The sequence below is a fragment of the Corallococcus interemptor genome (genome assembly GCF_003668875.1).
Taxonomy (GTDB): domain Bacteria; phylum Myxococcota; class Myxococcia; order Myxococcales; family Myxococcaceae; genus Corallococcus; species Corallococcus interemptor.
In genome coordinates this window covers 20,714-38,406 of the sequence record NZ_RAWM01000087.1, presented here as the reverse complement: position 1 = coordinate 38,406, position 17,693 = coordinate 20,714, and the positions used below count along the sequence as shown (strand labels likewise).

At 71.6% G+C, this 17,693-nt stretch carries 18 protein-coding genes; 7 read left to right on the top strand and 11 right to left on the bottom strand.

Going from position 1 to position 17,693, the window contains the following annotated elements; all coding sequences use genetic code 11:
• The 6 genes from D7X96_RS26360 to D7X96_RS26335 all read right to left on the bottom strand — a co-directional run.
• On the bottom strand, nucleotides 1–902 hold a 902-nt coding region (locus D7X96_RS26360; RefSeq protein WP_208647378.1), incomplete at its 3' end, for a DUF4097 family beta strand repeat-containing protein.
• Nucleotides 903–906: 4 nt separating this feature from the next.
• A complete protein-coding gene (locus D7X96_RS26355; RefSeq protein WP_120549846.1) occupies nucleotides 907–1,329 on the bottom strand; it encodes a DUF2089 domain-containing protein in 423 nt (140 codons plus the stop codon).
• Between the two features lie 46 nt (nucleotides 1,330–1,375).
• Entirely contained in the window at nucleotides 1,376–2,116 is a 741-nt protein-coding gene (locus D7X96_RS26350; RefSeq protein WP_121771010.1) for a YqjF family protein, read from the bottom strand.
• Nucleotides 2,117–2,202: 86 nt separating this feature from the next.
• Nucleotides 2,203–3,327, bottom strand: coding sequence for an acyltransferase family protein (locus D7X96_RS26345; RefSeq protein ID WP_121771009.1), 1,125 nt, complete (start codon nucleotides 3,325–3,327; stop codon nucleotides 2,203–2,205).
• A gap of 1,079 nt (nucleotides 3,328–4,406) precedes the next feature.
• Nucleotides 4,407–6,212 (bottom strand): fatty acyl-AMP ligase, encoded by a 1,806-nt coding sequence (locus D7X96_RS26340; protein WP_121771008.1) that lies wholly within the window; start codon nucleotides 6,210–6,212, stop codon nucleotides 4,407–4,409.
• Between the two features lie 7 nt (nucleotides 6,213–6,219).
• Nucleotides 6,220–6,840, bottom strand: coding sequence for an outer membrane beta-barrel protein (locus D7X96_RS26335; RefSeq protein WP_121724318.1), 621 nt, complete (start codon nucleotides 6,838–6,840; stop codon nucleotides 6,220–6,222).
• A 251-nt stretch (nucleotides 6,841–7,091) separates the two neighbouring features.
• Here D7X96_RS26335 and D7X96_RS26330 point away from each other — a divergent pair, with 251 nt between their 5' ends.
• Nucleotides 7,092–8,414, top strand: coding sequence for an amidohydrolase (locus D7X96_RS26330; RefSeq protein WP_121724317.1), 1,323 nt, complete (start codon nucleotides 7,092–7,094; stop codon nucleotides 8,412–8,414).
• 114 nt (nucleotides 8,415–8,528) lie between these two features.
• Complete coding sequence (locus tag D7X96_RS26325) at nucleotides 8,529–9,014, top strand: hypothetical protein (RefSeq protein ID WP_147468401.1); 486 nt, start codon at nucleotides 8,529–8,531, stop codon at nucleotides 9,012–9,014.
• A gap of 12 nt (nucleotides 9,015–9,026) precedes the next feature.
• Here the strand turns inward: D7X96_RS26325 and D7X96_RS26320 are convergent, their stop codons facing one another.
• Nucleotides 9,027–9,485, bottom strand: coding sequence for a YaiI/YqxD family protein (locus D7X96_RS26320; RefSeq protein WP_121724316.1), 459 nt, complete (start codon nucleotides 9,483–9,485; stop codon nucleotides 9,027–9,029).
• A 67-nt stretch (nucleotides 9,486–9,552) separates the two neighbouring features.
• Between D7X96_RS26320 and D7X96_RS26315 the strand changes: the two genes are divergently transcribed.
• The 3 genes from D7X96_RS26315 (at nucleotide 9,553) to D7X96_RS26305 (ending at nucleotide 12,441) form a co-directional block, all read left to right on the top strand.
• Nucleotides 9,553–10,932, top strand: coding sequence for a hypothetical protein (locus tag D7X96_RS26315; RefSeq protein ID WP_121771006.1), 1,380 nt, complete (start codon nucleotides 9,553–9,555; stop codon nucleotides 10,930–10,932).
• A gap of 128 nt (nucleotides 10,933–11,060) precedes the next feature.
• The gene (locus D7X96_RS26310) at nucleotides 11,061–11,414 is read left to right on the top strand and encodes a hypothetical protein (protein ID WP_120549838.1); all 354 of its coding nucleotides are present in this window, start codon (nucleotides 11,061–11,063) and stop codon (nucleotides 11,412–11,414) included.
• A 52-nt stretch (nucleotides 11,415–11,466) separates the two neighbouring features.
• Nucleotides 11,467–12,441, top strand: coding sequence for a metallophosphoesterase (locus D7X96_RS26305; RefSeq protein WP_121771005.1), 975 nt, complete (start codon nucleotides 11,467–11,469; stop codon nucleotides 12,439–12,441).
• Between the two features lie 46 nt (nucleotides 12,442–12,487).
• Here the strand turns inward: D7X96_RS26305 and D7X96_RS26300 are convergent, their stop codons facing one another.
• A complete protein-coding gene (locus D7X96_RS26300) occupies nucleotides 12,488–13,159 on the bottom strand; it encodes a TetR/AcrR family transcriptional regulator (protein WP_158626635.1) in 672 nt (223 codons plus the stop codon).
• Between the two features lie 70 nt (nucleotides 13,160–13,229).
• Here D7X96_RS26300 and D7X96_RS26295 point away from each other — a divergent pair, with 70 nt between their 5' ends.
• Complete coding sequence (locus D7X96_RS26295) at nucleotides 13,230–14,096, top strand: SDR family NAD(P)-dependent oxidoreductase (RefSeq protein WP_120549835.1); 867 nt, start codon at nucleotides 13,230–13,232, stop codon at nucleotides 14,094–14,096.
• Nucleotides 14,097–14,100: 4 nt separating this feature from the next.
• Here the strand turns inward: D7X96_RS26295 and D7X96_RS26290 are convergent, their stop codons facing one another.
• Nucleotides 14,101–14,931: an alpha/beta hydrolase gene (locus D7X96_RS26290; RefSeq protein ID WP_121771003.1), complete on the bottom strand. Its 831-nt coding sequence runs from the start codon at nucleotides 14,929–14,931 to the stop codon at nucleotides 14,101–14,103.
• 24 nt (nucleotides 14,932–14,955) lie between these two features.
• Nucleotides 14,956–15,669 carry a spermine/spermidine synthase domain-containing protein gene (locus D7X96_RS26285; protein ID WP_120549833.1) on the bottom strand — a complete coding sequence of 238 codons (714 nt, stop codon included), beginning with the start codon at nucleotides 15,667–15,669 and terminating at the stop codon, nucleotides 14,956–14,958.
• Nucleotides 15,670–15,764: 95 nt separating this feature from the next.
• Here D7X96_RS26285 and D7X96_RS26280 point away from each other — a divergent pair, with 95 nt between their 5' ends.
• Complete coding sequence (locus tag D7X96_RS26280) at nucleotides 15,765–16,481, top strand: tetratricopeptide repeat protein (RefSeq protein WP_121771002.1); 717 nt, start codon at nucleotides 15,765–15,767, stop codon at nucleotides 16,479–16,481.
• On the opposite strand, the gene D7X96_RS26275 is transcribed toward D7X96_RS26280, so the two are convergent.
• Nucleotides 16,482–17,666: an MFS transporter gene (locus D7X96_RS26275; protein ID WP_120549831.1), complete on the bottom strand. Its 1,185-nt coding sequence runs from the start codon at nucleotides 17,664–17,666 to the stop codon at nucleotides 16,482–16,484. It lies immediately after the preceding gene.
• Nucleotides 17,667–17,693: the final 27 nt, after the last annotated feature.

Here is a 17,693-nt window from a genome sequence, read left to right as displayed (position 1 = left end):
GCGGGGGGCTGCGGCCGGTGGTGCCGGGAGCCCGGGCCTGCCCAGGCCGGCGCGCCCCACGAGTTCGCCCACGCGTGGGCCCACTGGTTGGCGTGGCGCTCGGCGCGGCGCTGCCAGCGCTCCGCCTGACGCTGCCAGCGCAGCGAGTCCTCCTCCCAGGCCTCCGCGTCCTCGCCGTGTGAACGGTTCGACTCGCGGATGCGCACCGAGCCCAGCTCCGTCTCCATCAGGAGGGTCGTGGCCGCCTGGGGATTGGACGGGTAGCGCGTCTGCGTGGAGCCCAGCGACGTATGGGCGGAGATGTTCACGTCCAGCCCGGACACCAGGCGCAGCTCCACCGCGCCCACCTGCGTCCCGATGCGGTGCTCGCCCACGTCCAGCGCGTCCACGTCCAGCTTCACCGCGCCCGCGGCGGCATGGACGTGGAATGTCCCTCCCACGCGCTCGCCGATGATGCGCCCCGCGCCCGTGCGCAGGGTCAGTTTTCCGTGCACGTCGCGCAGGCTCGCCGTGCCCGCGTCGGTGGACAGCTCCAGCTCGCAGTCCTTCAGGCCCGCGATGCGCACGGCGCCCGCGTCCAGCAGGAGCTTCGCGCGCACGTCGGGCGGCACGAAGAGTTCCGCCTGCCCGCCGTGGCGCCAGAACAGCGACAGGAAGCCCGCCTCGCGCGGCACCAGCTCCACCTGGGTCACCCGGCCGCGCTCCTGGATGCGCGCCTCCACCCGGCCGTGCGTCACCAGGTAGGGCTTCTCTCCCTCCGGCAGCGGCGACACCACGAGCGTGGCGGCGGGCGCGTGCAGCACCAGCTCCGCGTGCTGCCCCCACGGAAGCGCGTGGCGCTGGGTGCCGTCACGCGAGGAAGACGAGGCGTCGGAGGACGGCGGGACTTCGGGGTCCATCATGGGCTTACTCCCGGGTCTTCTTGAGACGTTGAGCGGCCTCGTCCGCGTCGATGAGCCCGGCCGCGAGGTCATCGAGAATCTGCGCCCGGCGCGGCGAACCGCGCTCCCGGGGCGAAGGCGGCGCGGGAGGAGGCGGTGGCCCTCCGGGCGCGTGGCCCAGGGCCTCCACCACGTCGTCCAGCCGCGCCACCACCGTCGGATAGGAGAGGCCCAGCGCCTGCTCCACGTCCTTGATCTTCCCCCGGCACGCCATGAACACGCGCACGAACGCGAGCTGCTCCGGGGACAGCTGCTGCACCCAGCCCGTCGTGAAGCGCCCCTCCACCGCGGACGCGCACCCGTCGCAGCGCACCCGTTCGATGACGGTGCCGCCTCCACAGACGGGGCAGCGGGTGGGCAGGGGCCAGGTGGACTTGGAGGTCGTCATAGGTGGTTATTCAGAAAATCAATTTCTGGTTTGAGGATATTGATTTCTACGGGGTCCGCAAGGGCTGGAGTTCATTTCCAGGAAAGACGGCCACTTCCGAGCCGGTGGCGATGAAGGCGGAGTGGGGCGTGCCCCGGAGGCATTCGGAGAAGGCGGGGCCGTAGAAGCGGGCCACGTCGCAGTCGAAGGCGGTCTCCTGGGCGCGCCAGACGGTCCAGCGCGGGTGCTCCACGCGGTACTCGGCGCAGCCGCCGTCGCGCTGGGCGGTGTAGCCCCAGTAGTGCTCGGTGATGAACTCCTCCTGGGAGCCGGGGGCGCTCTCGGCTGGCGTGCCGAGCGTCCGGGCCGACAGCTGGTGCCAGCGGCCGTGGGACTTCCAGGCGTACTCGACGTGGCCGGGCGCGCCGGAGTCCGCGCCGTCCATGCTCACGGCGTGGCGCATGGGCAGCGCGACGTAGGGCTCGTTGTAGAGGACGCGCGCCACGGTGGCGATGGCCCACCGGGGGACGATTTCGCGCACGAAGACCACGCCGCGCCGCCAGCCTTCCGGGCCCAGGCGGCGCACGTAGAAGCGCAGGTTCACCTCATCGAAGTCCCGGTGGAGCGGCACCGCGAGTCCCCGCACGCGCGTGTCGAGGAAGCGGAAGCCGACCATGCTCGCGAACGTGCGGCCCTGCCACGCGTCGAGCTCCGTGCTACGGGGGACGAGGGGCCGCAGCACCGCCGGATCCACCTCGTAGTTGAGCATCAGCAGGTACCGCCACGTCGCCGTCAGGAAGGGGCGCATGCCGCGAGGTCTAGCGCGCACGCGCCGCCCGGGCCCAGGGTCACCCCCTTGCGTGGCTTCTGTCGCGCAGAAGCGCGCGCGGGACTTCAGGTGACGGCGGGCCGGGGCTCGGGCTTCCTCGGCACGAGCCCGCGCTCCAGTCGCTCGCGCCACTTCAGCGCGGGGCGCTCCACGCCATGGTGCAGCGCGAGCGACGCGAGCAGCACCGCCACGGCGCCGCCCAGCACCGTGATGACATGGAACGCGTCCATGCCATGCGGCTCCAGCGCGTCGCGCACCCCGTGCTGCACGGCCTTGTGCACGAGGTAGACGGTGAAGCTCAGGACCGCGAAGGTCTTCACGCCCGGGATGCGGGCACAGACGCGCGAGGCCGTGGGGCCCGCCAGCGACATCAGCAGCGCCGCGAAGCCTATCGAGGCCAAGGGGAAGGACAGCAGGACATAGGGGAGGTAGCGGTAGTGCTCCTCGTTGATGAAGAGCACGCCGCCCAGGCACGCGAGCCCCACGGCCGCCAGCCCCCGTGCACGGCCGCCGCGCGTCCAGCGCTCCCAGGCCGCGGGCCGGAAGACGCGCAGGGCCGCGAGCATCACGCCGCAGGTCAGCCCATCGAGCCGCGCGTACGTCGGGTAGTAGAGGAGCATGTCGAAGTCGCGCCATCCTGGCTCGCCAGGCCCGAGCGCGGAGAAATACCGCAGCCACAACCCGCCGCGCAGGAGCATGCCGCCGAGCATCAGGCCTCCCGCGAGCGCGATGAGGGAAGGTGCGCGAAGGCGTCCGCGCAGCGCGAGCACGGTGAGCGGAAGCACCAGGTAGAAGTGTTCCTCCACGCAAAGAGACCACGCGTGGGAGAAGCCGTTGATGCGCAGGCCGAAGTTCTGCGTGAAGGTGAGGAAGCGCCACGCGGGCGTCACCACGGGCCGTTCGGCCCAGGCCGGCAGGAAGAGGTACAGGGCCAGCACGACGAGGAACGAAGGCAGGATGCGCAGCGCCCGCCGCAGGTAGAAGCGCCGGAGCGAAGGCGTCTCACCGCGCGACACCGGCTCCAGCAGCTGCGAGCCGATGAGGAAGCCGCTGAGCACGAAGAACAGCTCCACGCCCGTCCACCCGAAATTGGCGAACGCCTGGTAGGCCTCGTGACCTTCGGGACGGGGGTAGTGGTAGACGACGACGACGAGGATGGCCAGGCACCGGAGCAGGTCCAGGCCGGCCATGTGGCGCGGTTCGGTGGCGTTCAGCGGAGTCAGCTTTCAGCGGGGGGATGCGCCCGATGCTAGCAGGACACCTCCGAGCCGCCAGAGACACGCCGCCAGGCATCCAAGCGGATGCGCTCCGTGCGAGCGACAGCCGTGTCCATCGAGATGAGAAGGTAAGAACCCAAGGGAAACGCCCCGTCGGCGGCGCACCGAAAAAACCTGTCCGACAGTCAGACCGGCGCAAGAGCCGAGGTTGGAAGGCCGCCCCCGCCGCCCGAGCAGCGAAAACCTGTCCGACAGTCGGACCAGTTCCGAGAACCGGGCGAAGAGCCCCCCCTTCCGCCCGAGCAGCGAAAACCCGTCGGACAGCCGGACAGGTTCTGAGGATCACCGCGGAGACGGCGCGCGCCCCCATCCGCCAGGAGCAAAACCGGTCCGACAGTCGGACAGGTTCTGAGAACCACTGCGGAGACGGGGCGGGCCCCCATCCGCCAGGAAGCAAAACCGGTCCGACAGTCGGACCGGTTCTAAGAACCAAGGCGGCAAGAGCCCCCTGCCGCCATTCGGCGAGAACCTGTCGGACAGTCGGGCAGGTTCGAGAGCCGAGGCGAGGGGCGCCCCTTCCACCCGAGTGGCGAAAAACCGGTCGGACAGTTGGACTGGCTCTGAGTACCGGGACGGGGGAGGCGCCGCTGTCACGCGGTCCGCGAGAACTTGTCGGACTGTCGGACCGGCCTTGAGAGCCGAGGCGAGGGGAGCCCCTGCCATCCGAGCGGCAATCCCCTGTCGGACTGTCGGGCCGCTTCTGCGGACCGGGGCGGGTGATTCGTCCCGCTTCCTCCCGGCCGCTGGAACCTGTCGGACAGTCGGACCGGTTTGGAGAACCGCGATGGATGCTCACTTCGCCCAGGCCTCGTGGAGCCTGTCGGACAGTCGGACAGGTTTTGAGCGCTGCGGCTCGGGGCGGCGGCCTCTTTGCCTGGACCGGCGGAAACCTGTCGGACAGTCGGACAGGTTTTGGACCGTGCCGGGCGGGAGGCGGACCTTGGGGATGGCTGGGTCGGTGCTTGCCTTCGCTCCGCTAGCGAACCCGTCGTTCAAGGTGGTTGTGCATCCAGGTCCTTCAGTCGCGCCGGCACTCTTGCCAGGACCCGGAACTCCAGGGCCATGGGCCCTCCGGACGTGTCCGTGCCGTTCATCGCGGTCGTGCACCAGGCGTGCAGCTCGCGCAGCGCTCCGGTGAGGAACGCCTCCCTCGTGGCCCTCCGCCTCACCTTGCCGCTGGAGGTCTTCGGCAGGCTCCCGGGCTCGATGAGCACCACCGCGTGGGGCCGCACCTCGTTCACTGTCGCCAGCCTCCCCCGGATGGCTCCCAGCACCGGTGCCGCTTCGCCGTCCCAGCGGCGGGGATCCACCTCCTGCACCACGACGAGGCGCTCCTCTCCCTGCACCTCCACTCCGAACGCCACGCCGCATCCAGGTCTGAGCGCGGGGTGGCTCTCCTCCATCACCGCCTCCAGGTCCTGCGGGTACAGGTTCCGGCCTCGCACGATGATCAGGTCCTTCTCCCGACCCGTGACGTACAGCTCTCCGGCGTCCAGGAAGCCCAGGTCCCCTGTCCTCAAGTACGGCCCGTCTCCGTCCAGGGTCCTCGCCTGGAACACCCGCGCGGACTCCTCCTCGCGCCTCCAGTAGCCTCTCGCCACGCTGGGGCCCTTCACCCAGACCTCGCCCACCGCTCCCGGTGGCAGGACGCGGCCTGTGTCCGGAGCCACGATGCACAGGGATTGATCCGGCAGCGTCACTCCGCTTCCCACCAGCGTCCGGACCGTGCCCGCGGGCGACAGCGCGATGCCTGCCTCCAGCGCGGACGCGTCCACGTCGCGCAGGATGGGCGCGGACTCCTTCGCGCCTCCCGTGACGATGAGCGTCCCTTCCGCCAGGCCGTAGCAGGGATAGAAGGCCTCGCGCCGGAAGCCGTGGGGCACGAAGGCCCTCGTGAAGCGCTCCAGCGTGTCCGGCCGGATGGGCTCCGCGCCGCAGAACGCCACCTCCCAGCGGCTCAGGTCCAGCCCCTCGCGCTCCGCGGGCGGGATGCGCCGCACGCACAGGTCGAACGCGAAGTTGGGGCCGCCGCTGATGGTGCCTCCGAAGCGGGTCAGCGCCTCCAACCACGCGCGTGGCCTGCGGAGGAATGTCAGCGGCGACATCAGCGCCGTGTGGAAGCCCTGCGCCAGCGGCACCAGCACGCCTCCAATGAGCCCCATGTCGTGGTACGGCGGCAGCCAGATGACGCCCACGCTGCCGTCATGCGTCTGGCAGGCGCGGCGGATGGCCCCCAGGTTGTGCAGCAGGTTGCCGTGGCTGAGCATCACACCTCGGGGCGTCCCGGTGCTTCCTGACGTGTACTGGAGGAACGCCAGCGTGCCGGCTGTCACGTCCGGCCGCTTCCACGCCGCGCCGTCCGCCTCCAGCGCGTCCGTCGCCACCCACTCCAACGCGCGCAGCTCCGGCGCGTCCGCGAAGAGGAACTCCGCCATGGACAGGATGAAGGACGTGGTGAGCACCACCGTGGCTCCGGAGTCCGCGATGAGCGCGCGCAGGCGGGGCAGGGTGCGCTCCAGCCTGGAGGGGGCCGGCGGATACGCCGGCACCGCCACCAGCCCCGAGCACACGCACCCGAAGAACCCGCGCAGGTAGTCCGCGCCCGGGGGATAGAGCAGGACCGCGCGCTCGCCCCGGGCCGCGAGCGACTGGAGCGCGGCGGCGATGCGGTGGGCGCTCGACGCCAGCTCGCCCCGGGTGAGCGTCACCTCCGCGTCGTCCTCCAGGAAGGTGTAGAGGCGCGGCTCCCCGGCACAGCGGCTTCGCTCGTCGAGCAGGTCGACCCACGTGGCGGACATGCGCACCTCAATAGCTGCCGCCAATCATCAGCAGGCCCGAGTAGCGGCCGTCCCCCGCGCCGGGGTTCAACGTGGACGCGAAGTCCTGGCTGAAGAGGAAGCTGTAGCTGCCCCGCACCTCGGCCGTGAGCTGGGGGTTGATCTTGAAACGCACCCCCGCGCCCACGGGCGCGTAGCCTCCGGTGTCGTCGAAGAACCGGAAGAAGTTGCCCTCGCGGATCGAGTAGCGCTCGACGCCGACGCCTCCAAGCACGTAGGGCTGCAGCCGGGTGTGCGTGAAGCCAATGGTGACCGCCGCCTGCCCGCCATTGCGGACGATGTCCGGCGTGCCGAAGGTCGCGGAGCTGTTCGCGACGGACAGGCCGTTCACGCCGCCGCTGTAGCCCAGCTCCAGGCCCAGGTAGTCATTGGCGCGGTAGCCCACGACGACGCCGTACGACGGCCCCGGATCCACGTTGGGCGCGAGCTTGCCCGTGTAGCCCTCCACGCCCAGCCCCAGGAGGAAGTAGGGCCCCTGCCAATCCACCCGGCCCATCCGCGTGGGTGCGTCCGGCGGTGGATCCTGGGCCCTGGCGGCGCCACCCGTCAGTCCCACCAGGCAGAGCCCCAGCGCGATGCCTCGCTTCATGACCGCTCCCTCCATGTGTCGCGTGCGCAGCCAGAAGGTGGCCTTGGGGGGAGGGGCGAACAACGAACGGACAGGCGGTGCCTCGAAGGCCCACGGTGCCCCGGAGGGCGGGGCGGATGGCGCACGAGGCCGGGCCCCTGTCTCCCTCCCTGGCGGAAGCCCCCTGTGAAGCTCCGCGCGCGGCTTCCACCTTGAGCGGTACCCGGACACTCCGATTCTCCCCCTCGCGTCCGGGACGGGAGCACACCGCCATGAACGACGCCGCCGTGACAACCCCCTCCACTCCTTCAGGTCTCAAGGCCCGCGCCCGGCGCGTCCTCGCGCAGCTGGACTCTGTATTGCCAGACGTGGACGCGCTCTACGGAGACCTGCACGAACACCCGGAGCTGTCCGGCCAGGAAGCGCGCACGGCCGCCCAGGTGGCGCGGCGGCTGGAGGCGGAGGGCTACGAGGTGACCCGGAACGTCGGCGGCCACGGCGTGGTGGGCCTGCTGCGCAACGGCGACGGGCCCACGGTGCTCTTGCGCGGGGACATGGACGCGCTGCCCGTGGAGGAGAAGACGGGGCTGTCCTACGCGAGCCGCGTGCGGACGGAAGCCGGCGAGCCGGTGATGCACGCGTGCGGTCATGACGTCCACACCGCGTGCCTGGTGGGCACGGCGGCGGTGCTGGCGCGCTCGCGCGACGCGTGGCGCGGCACGGTGATGGTGGTGGGGCAGCCGGCGGAGGAGACCCTCACGGGCGCGAAGGCGATGCTGGACGCGGGCCTCTACGCGCGCTTCGGCACGCCGGACGCCGTGCTGGGCCAGCACACCGCGCCGCTGCCGGTGGGCACCTTCATGCACCGCGACGGCGTGGCGATGATGGGCGCCACGCAGGTGCGCGTGCGCCTCTTCGGCCGGGGCGCGCACGGGGCGCAGCCGGAGCTGTCCGTGGATCCGGTGGTGCTGGGGGCCAGCGTGGTGCTGCGCCTGCAGACCATCGTGTCGCGCGAGCTGTCTCCGCTGGAGGCGGCGGTGGTGACGGTGGGCCACTTCCAGGCGGGCTCGCGCGCCAACGTGATTCCGGACGAGGCGCTGCTGGAGGTGACGGTGCGGACGGAGGACGACGGGGTGCGCTCGCGCGTGCTCGCCGCCATCGAGCGCATCGCGAAGGGAGAGGCCGCGGCGGCGGGCGCGCCGAAGCCTCCCCTGGTGGAGGTGCTGAACCAGGGGCCGGTGAACCGCAACGACCCTGCGCTCATGGGCCGCGTCCGGGACGCGCACGCGGAGTGGTTCGGACGCGAGGCGCTGGTGCCGGGCGTGCTCGGCACCGCGAGCGAGGACTTCCCCTACTTCGCGCGGGGGCCGGAGCACCCGGTGCCCACGGCGTACTGGTTCGTGGGCATCACGCCCCGGAAGACCTGGGACGCGGCGCGGGGCGCGACGCCCATGGAGAAGGTGGCGCATGTGCCGGGGCCACACTCCGGCTTCTATGCCCCGGACAGGGCGGGCTCGCTGCGCATGGGATGCGAGTCGCTCACCGTGGCGGCGCTGGCCTGCCTGCATGGGGGCGGGGGCCCGGGGGACCACTGAGGCAAGGGCCGCGGCCTGGAACGGGGTCGCTGGCCCGGCGGCTTCCTCGTCGCTTGCCCCGGACGCAAGTGCCTCCACCTTGAGTGACGGACGACACTTCCGGAGGACACGCTGATGAAGCTTCCGCTCATGGCCTCGATGACCGCGCTCCTGCTGGGCGGCTGTGCCACGCAGACCACCTCCGTGCCGCAGGAGTCACCGGCCAAGGCGTTCGCCAGTGACGAGATGTCCTGGGACTCGGAGGAGTCCCCGCGCACGCAGGAGATGCTGCGCGCCCATGGCATGAACTTCTACGGCGACGTCGGCGCCGAGGCCCAGGCCAACGCGGAGGCCACCGGCGGCACGGGCATCGAGCGGTCCTCGAATCGCGAGGACTTCGAATGCGTGGACATCAACGAGGTGGGCACCGGCGGCTCGGGCAGCATCGACATGCGGGACGTGGACACGCTGGCTCCGGAGGCCGCGCCGTCGCAGAACCCGGGCGCGCGCCTGGACATCACGCCGGAGGCCTGGAACCGCAACAAGGGCATCGGCACGAGCCCCGTGTCGCCGTCCACGGGCACGCCTCCCGCGGAGGGCAGCGGCGGCGCCGGTCACTAGGCAGGGGCCACCTCAGCCCTGCTGCTTCACCAGCCGGGTCAGCTCCCGGTCCAGCGTCGCGGCGAACTGCTGGCGGTCCTGCGGTGAGAAGCCGCCGGGGCCGCCCGTGTTCACGCCGCTGTCGCGCAGCTCCTGCATGAAGTTCCGCATCGACAGGCGCTCGTCGATGGTCTCCGGCGTGAAGAGCTCTCCGCGCGGGTCCATCACCACGACGCCCTTGGGGACGAGCAGCGCGGCCAGCGGGATGTCCTGCGTGACGGCGAGGTCGCCCTCTTGCGCGGACGTGGCGATGTGGCGGTCCGCCACGTCCAGCCCCGCGCCCACCTGCACGGTGGACACGTACGCCAGACGCGGCAGCGACAGGGGTTTGTTCGCCACGAAGACGATGGGCACCTTCACGCGCTGCACGGCGCGCAGCAGGATGTCCCGCACGGGCCCCGGACACGCATCGGCATCGACCCAGATTTTCATGCGGCCATCCTCGCTGATTTTGCCCTCCGCGTGACGTGGGCCGCGCGGATTCGCTAGAAGCGGCTCCGTGCTTCCGGAGCCATCACCGTCCCGCCGCGACCTCGCGGCTTCGTCCCTCGCGGCCTGGCTGCTGTGCCTGGGGTTGTTCGCGGTCTACACCGCGAGCCAGGTGCAGATGCAGACGGACTCGCTGTGGTCCATTCCCTCCGCGGCCAGCATCCTCCACGAGGGCAACGCCGACCTGGACGAGTACGCGCCCTCGTTCAACCAGGCGACCGCGTACGCCCGGGCCGTCTATGGCGGCCGCACGTATTACGAGTATCCGCCCGGGGTGATGGTCTCCGCGCTCCCGCTCCTCGCGCTCGCGGAAGGGGTGTTCTCGCTGGGCCGGCCGCTGCTCGCGCACCTGGGCGCCCCCGGCGCGGCGGCGCTGGCGTGGCTGGAGCTGTTCCAGAGCACCGGGAAGGTGGACCTGGGCTCCTTCCACCGCACCGAACAGCTCATCGCGTCGTTCTACGTGTGCGCCGCGGCGGGCGTGCTGCTCGTCGTGCTGCGAAAGCGCGTGTCCGCCCGCGCGGCGCTCGTCACGGTGCTGCTCTTCGCGCTGGGGACGACGGCGTACTCCACCGCCAGCCGCGTCCTCTGGCAGCACGGGCCTGGACTGCTCGCCATCGCCTGCGTCGTGTGGATGCTGGCGCGGCCCGCGCAGACGGCGCGCACGGCGTCCTTCGCGGGGCTCGCGGTGGCGCTCGCGTACGTGTGCCGGCCCACGCACTCCATCACCGTGGTCGTCGTCACCGCGTACTTCCTCCTGCGCTTCCGCCGGCTGCTGCCCGCCTACTTCGCGGGCGCGGTGCTCGTGGCGGTGCCCTTCTGCGGGTACAACCTCCACCTCTACGGCTCGCTCCTGTCGCCGTACTACACGCATCCGCTGGATGCCTCGGCGTCGAGCTTCTTCATGGCGCTGGCCGCGAACCTGGTGTGCCCGTCGCGCGGGCTGCTCGTCTATTCGCCGTTCCTGGTGCTCGCGGGCGTGGGGTTCGTCCAGCGGTGGCGCGGCAAGCAGCTGGAGCCGTATGAGAAGGCCTTCGCCGTCATCGTGCTCCTGCATTGGGTGGCCATCTCCGCGTTCCCCATCTGGTGGGCGGGGCACTCCGTGGGGCCCCGCTTCTTCACGGACGTGCTGCCCTACCTCGTCCTCTTCCTCGCGTTCCCCGTGCAGCACGTCGTGGAGGCGCCGCGCCAGCATCGCGTGCTGGCGGGCGTGCTCGCCGTGACGGCCGCGTTCAGCGTCTTCTTCCACTGGCGCGCGTCCACGTCCTACGACGTGCACATGTGGAACTCCTTCCCGGTGAATGTGGACAGCGCGCCGGAGCGCTGCTGGGACTGGAAGGATCCGCAGTTCCTGCGCGCCATCCCGGCCCGCTTCCGCGGCAACCCCCGGTAGGGCAGGGGCTCTGCCGGCTGCCTGCCTTCCAGGATGCGTCAGGGGCCAGCCCGCCGAGGGTCTTGGCGCGCGCCCGGGACGCCTCCAGCTTTCCTCCGGACCTTTCTGCTTCCCGAGGAGGCGGTGTCATGGCGAAGAAGGTGAAGAGCAAGCTGCCGCGCGCGCTGGGCTGGTTCAGCGTGGGCCTGGGCGTCACCGAGTTGCTGGGAGCGTGGAACCTGCTCCGGTTCTTCGGCATCTCGCGCGGAGACAAGCTGGTGCGCGGCTACGGCGCGCGGGAGCTGGCCGCGGGCGTGGCCCTCTTGAGCCCCGCGAAGAAGCGCCCGTGGCTGTGGGCGCGCGTGGCCGGTGACGCGCTGGACCTGGCCACCATGGGCAAGGGCCTGCGTGAGCCGGGCGTGCGCAAGGGCCGCCTGCTCGCCGCCACCGGCGCCGTCGCGGGCATCACGCTGCTGGACATCTACGCCGCGGCGAACGCGTAGGCCCGGGCGGGACGTGCGATAGGCTTGCGCCCCCTTTGAAGGAGGCAAGCCCGTGCGTCCCGTTCTCCTGTCCCTGCTGCTCCTTCCCGCGCTCGCGGGTGCCGCCGCCCCGAAGCCGCAGGACCCCTTCGTCTTCCAGGGCGTGGAGCGCATCGTCGCCGTGGCGGACGTGCACGGCGACGTGGACGCGCTGAAGGAGGTGCTGCGGCTGGCGGGCCTCATCGACGCGAAGGACCGCTGGATTGGCGGCAAGGCGCACCTGGTGCAGACCGGGGACCTGCCCGACCGTGGCGACCACACCCGCGACGCCTTCGAACTGCTCATGCGCCTGGAGACCGAGGCGCGCAAGGCCGGCGGCCGCGTGCACCCGCTCCTGGGCAACCACGAGCTGATGAACATGCGCGGGGACCTGCGCTACGTCACGCCCGGCGAGTTCGCCTCCTTCGCGGATCAGTCCCCGACGCCGGACGGCCCGGGAGAGCCCAAGGGCCTGCGCGGCCACGCCGCCGCCTACGCCGCGGACGGGCGCTATGGGAAGTGGCTGCGCTCGCATCCGGCTGTCATCCGCATCAACGACACGCTCTTCCTGCACGGGGGCCTGGCGCCCACCGTCCCCGGCACCACGCTGGAGGAGGTGAACCGTTGGGTGTGGCAGGACCTGACGCCGGGACAGGCGCCGGGCGGCGGCGTGGATCCGCAGGGCCCGTTGTGGTTCCGCGGCTACGCGCTCGACGACGAGGCGAAGTGGGACGCGGGCCTCACCCAGGTGCTGGAGCGCTTCGGCGCCCGCCGCATGGTGATGGGCCACACGCCGTCGAAGGACGGCCGGCTCACCCTCCGCTTCGGGGGCCGCGTCATCGTCATCGACACGGGGTTGAGCACCCACTACGGCCGCCACCTGGCCGCGCTGGAGCTTCGCGGCGACCGCCTCACCGCCATCTATCCGGAAGGCCGCGTGCCCCTGCTCACCACGCCCAAGGCCGCCGCGCCGGCCCCGCGCCCCGAGGCGAAGACGGGCACGAAGTAGCGCCTCCTCACCGAAACACCGACCTCGCGGAAGGACGGGGTGCCCGTCACATCCGGGCCACCCGCTCCCGCGTCGCGCGCCGGGGACGCGCCAGGGCCGGCTCCGGCCGCAGGTAGCCAATCGCCAGGGCGGCGATCTCCTCCACGAACGCGTCGTCCTCCACGTACTCCGGCCGGTCCGTCAGCGCCGTGTGGCACAGCGCCTCCACCGCGTTCACCAGGATGAAGACCGCCATGTCCAGGTTCCGGGGGCGCAGGTCCTCGAAGCGCGGCGCGAGGAACGCCCGCACCATCCGGTGCAGCCGCTGCGAGTACACATCCGACAGCCCCCACTGCCGCATCCGTGGCATCAGCTCATGCAGCACCTGGTTCAGGCGCGGGTTCTCCCGCTTCACCGCGAGCACCTGCCGGATGAGCGCGCGCATCGCCACCGGCAGGGGCTGCCCGGCCAGCGACGTCAGCCCGGCCTCGAAGTCCGCCAGCGAGCGCGCACGGTGCTGCTCCATCAGCGCCGTCACCAGCCCCTCCTTGCTGGGAAAGTACTGGTACAGCGAGCCCACGCTCACCCCCGCCTCCTGGGCGATGCGGTTGGTGCTCGCGGCCTCGTAGCCGTCCCTGAGCAGAACGCGAGCGGTCGCGGTGAGGATGGCGTCAACCGTGGCCTGCGCCCGCTCCTGACGGGGCGCCCTGCGACGGGACGGCGGGGGACGGCGGGGCATGGGGCCTCCTCGAGGAAATGTGAGCACCACGCGAGTTGAGAACGTGAGCGCTCGCTCACATTCTAACCCCATGCAAACGACCTCGTCTCCCTCTCCTGTTTCCCGCTCCCTTCCCCGGGGCAAGGGCTTCCCCTACGCGGGCCACCGCGCGCTCGTGACGGGCGCGTCCTCCGGCCTGGGCGTGGTGTTCGCCCGCGAGCTGGCGGCACGCGGCATGGACCTCATCCTGGTGGCCCGCTCCGAGGACCGGATGCGCGCGCTCGCCGAGGAGTTGAAGAACGCCCACGGCATCCAGGCGGACGTCATCGCGCTGGACCTGGGCCGCGAGGGCGCGGGCCGCGAGCTGCACGCGCGCTGCCAGGAGAAGGGGCTGCGCGTGGACCTGCTGGTGAACAACGCGGGCTTCGGCACGCACGGGGCCTTCGACGCGGCGCCGTTCGCGCGGCAGCACGAACAGGTGATGCTCAACGTCACGTCGCTGGTGGACACCAGCCACCTGTTCCTGCCGGACATGCTCGCGCGCGGCGTGGGCGGCATCCTCAACGTGGCGTCCATCGCGGGCTTCCAGCCGGTGCCGTACATGGCCATCTACGCGGCCAGCAAGGCGTTCGTGCTGTCCTTCACGGAGGCGCTGTCGGAGGAGACGCGCGAGCGCGGCGTGCGCGTGCTCGCCCTGTGCCCGGGGCCCGTACAGACGGCGTTCTTCGACGTCGTGGGGACCGAACAGGCGGCGGTCGGTCCCAAGGCGACGGCGGAGGAGGTGGTGCTGCACGCCCTCAAGGCCCTGGACCAGGGGCGGGCGTCGGTGGTGCCGGGATGGCGCAACTGGCTGCAGGCCAACCTGACGCGCTTCACGCCGCGCTGGCTGGGCCTGCGCGTGGCGGCCGGGATGATGCGTCCTCCCTCAGTGACGCCCGCCGTGACCGCGGGCGTCTAGCGGCTCAGGGGACGGCCTTCGTGGAGGCGGTGGGCGCGAAGGCCTCCCTCAGCACCTTCGCCTCCAGGGAGCGGTAGATGTTCGCGTGGCGCAGGTCGGGATGGGGTTCGTACTTCCACTTCAGCCCCTTGGGCGCGTTCGCGCGGAGCGCTTCGGCCAGGCGTCCGGCTTCCGCCGCGACGTCATCACCGGCGGAGGCGACGTAGAGCGTGGCCTTCAGGCCCGGCTTCGCCTTGAGCTGTTTGCCGGCCTTGCGCACCCACTCCTCGTCGTTCCACCAGAGGCTGGGGCTCAGCGCGATGGAGGTGCCGAACAGCCCGGGCTGGAGGAAGAACGTCTCCACGATGAACAGCCCCGCGAGCGATTCACCGATGATGGCCGTCTCGCCGGTGACGCGGTACTGGCGGCGGACGTGGGGCATCAGCTCGTCTCGCAGGAAGGCGCGGAACGCGGCGGAGCCTCCGACTCGCGGGGCAATCTCCTTGTCCTTCTCGACCTGCGTGGGGCCGGTCATGTCCCGGCGCCGCTCGGTGTTCTCGATGCCGACGAGGATGACGGGCCGCATCTCGCCGGCCCGGATGGCGGTGTCCACGGTGGTGGCGACGTGCGGGAAGTCCTCCTGTTCGCCTCCGTCCGGCATGTAGAGCACGGGATAGCGCGTGCCCTTCGCCGTGTCATAGCCGGGCGGCGTGTAGACGTTGAGGCGGCGCGTCTCCCCCAGCGCCTTGGATGGCAGCGTGAACGTCGCGTGCGGAGGCATGGGCTCCGCCTCCGCGGCATGGCCCACGCCGCTGACGAGGACGACGGCGAGCAGGAACGGACGGATGCAACGCATGGGCTGCCACCTCCTGAAAGGGATTCAGCGCCGTGACGGCGGCCGCGACGATGACTGGGACTTCGCCTTGGGCACGCGCCGGGCGACGAAGAGGGTGTGCCGCGTCCCCTTGGTGCCGTGCGCTGTCGGGTGGCGGATCTTCACGGAGAAGCCCACCTCTTCCAGCAGCTTCACGTACGCGGGCGAGGGCCCGGCGCTCCACACCACCAGCGTCCCGTTGGAGCGCAGGGAGTTGAAGGCGTGCGACACGCCGGTGAGGTCGTAGAGGCTGTCGTTGTCCGGGTGGGTCATGGCCTTCGGGCCGTTGTCCACGTCGAGCAGGATGGCGTCGAAGGCGCCCTGCTGCCTGCGCATCACCTTGCCCACGTCACCCTCCACCACGGTGACGCGCGGGTCCTCCAGCGGAGACTTCGCCAGCGGCGCGAGCACGCCCCGGTTCCACTCGATGACGGGGGACATCAGCTCCGCGACGACGACGCGGGCGCCCGGCCCCAGCCGGTCGAGCACCGCGCGGACCGTGAAGCCGAAGCCCAGTCCGCCCACGAGCACCCGGACGGGGGTATCCGCCGCCAGGTCCTCGCAGCCGGCCTCGGCCATGGCCATCTCCGAGCCATGCTGGCGGCTGGACATCAACGTCTGGCCGCGCACGCGCAGCACATACTCCTCGTCACGCCGGGCGAGCACGACCTCTCCCACGTCCGGCACCTGCGCTCGCTCCACTGTTTCCCAGGGCTTCATGCCAGCGCTCATTGCGCGACCGGGCTCCCGGGTCAAGTCGTCGCCTTGACACCCCGGGACGTGCCTGCGAAATCCCGGGCGACCGCCCCCTCCCCATGGAACGCAACGGACGACAGGCCTGGCCCCCGGAGCTGTCCGAACCCTTGCGCGAGGTGGACCGCCTGCGCCGGGGAGGCCGCTACACGTCGGCGCTCGCGCTGGCCCGCTCGCTGGCGGAGGCGCATCCGGCGCAGGTGCGGGTGCTGGTGGAGGTGGGGCTGACGCTGGGCGTGTGGGGAGGCCAGCCGGCGGAGGCGCTGTCCTGGTACGACCGCGTGCTGGAGCTGGCGCCGGGCCACGTGGCCACGCGCTACCACCGGGCCCTCACGCTCGCCCGGCTGGGGCGGCACGCGGAGGCGGTGGAGGAGTTCGCGCGGGTGGAGGCGGCGGGGTTCCGCAAGGCGCTGGTGCTGCACATGAAGCGCGCGGAGTCGCTGGAGGTGCTGGGCCGGCTGACGGAGGCGGAGGCCGACTGGACGGCGGCCCTGGCGGAGGACCGGGGCAACCCGTGGCTGCTCCAGCAGCGGGCCCGGTGCAGGGCCCGCGCGGGGCGGAAGGACGCCGCGGAGGCGGACCTCACCGAAGCGCTCGCGTCCCAGCAGGGCGAAGCCGTGGACCCCGAGCTGCTTCACGAACGCGGCGTGCTCCGGCTCCAGCGCGGTGACGTCGCGGGCGCACGCGCGGACTTCGACGCGGGGCTCCAGGCCTTCCGCGTGGGTGACCCTCCGTCGTTGCTGGACGCCCTCCGGCGAGGGCTCCAGGACGCCGGTTGACTACGCGTGCCCGGCTCGCACCGGGGCGGGGCGGGGCGCGCCACGGTTCGCGACGGCGAAGAGGGCGGCTCCGACGAGCGTCATCGCCACGGCGGCCCAGGCCGGCGCGAGGTAGCCATACCCGGCGGCGATGACCACGCCGCCCACCCAGGCTCCCGCGGCGTTGGCGATGTTCAGGGCGGAGTGCGACATGGACGCGGCCAGGGACGGCGCGCCGGGCGAGGCCTCCATCAGCCGCACCTGCACCGCGGGCGCGAGGAACTGCGCCGCGACGCCAATGAGGAACACCAGCGGCACCGCCGCCCAGGGGGATTGCGCCGTGAGCGCGAACAGGGTCATCACCACCGTCGTCGCCGCGAACCCCACCCACATCGCGACCGTCACCGAGTGGTCCGTGAGTCGTCCTCCCAGGAACGCCCCCACTGTCATGCCCACGCCGAACAGGGCGAGCACCCACGGCAGCGCGGACTCGGACATGCCCGACGCGAACGTCAGCGTCGGCGCGATGTAGCTGTAGACCGCGAACAGCCCTCCGAAGCCCACCGCGCCCACCAGCGACGTCCACCACACCTGCGGCTGCTTCAGCGCGGACAGCTCCTGACGGATGCTGCTGCCACCCAGCGACGCCACGTGCGGCACCCACAGCCAGAGGGCCAGCAGCGTCACCAGTCCAATGACTCCCACCAGCAGGAACGTGCTCCGCCAACCCAGCTGCTGCCCCAGGAACGTCGCCAGCGGGACGCCGATGATGTTGGCCACCGTGAGCCCGGCCATGATCAGCGCCACCGCGCGTCCCTTGCGCCCGGCCCCCAACAGCTCCGCACCCACGACGGAGGCCACCCCGAAGTAGGCGCCGTGCGGCAGGCCCGCCATGAACCGCGCCACGATGAGCGTGTCGAGCGTGGGCGCCAGCGCCGAGGCCGTGTTGCCCAGCGTGAAGGCCACCATCAAGAGCAGCAGCAGCGCCCGCCGCGACATCCGCGCGGTCACGATGGCGACCAGCGGCGCGCCCACCACCACGCCCAGCGCATACGCGGCGATGACGTGGCCACTCAGCGGAATCGTCGTCCCGAGCCCGCTCGCGATTTGAGGAAGGATGCCCATGGTGGCGAACTCGGTCGTTCCGATACCGAAGCCACCCAGCGACAGCGCCAGGAGCGCACGCCCTACGTGTTGCGTCTTCACGGTGTCCCCGTATCAGGTCGGCGGACA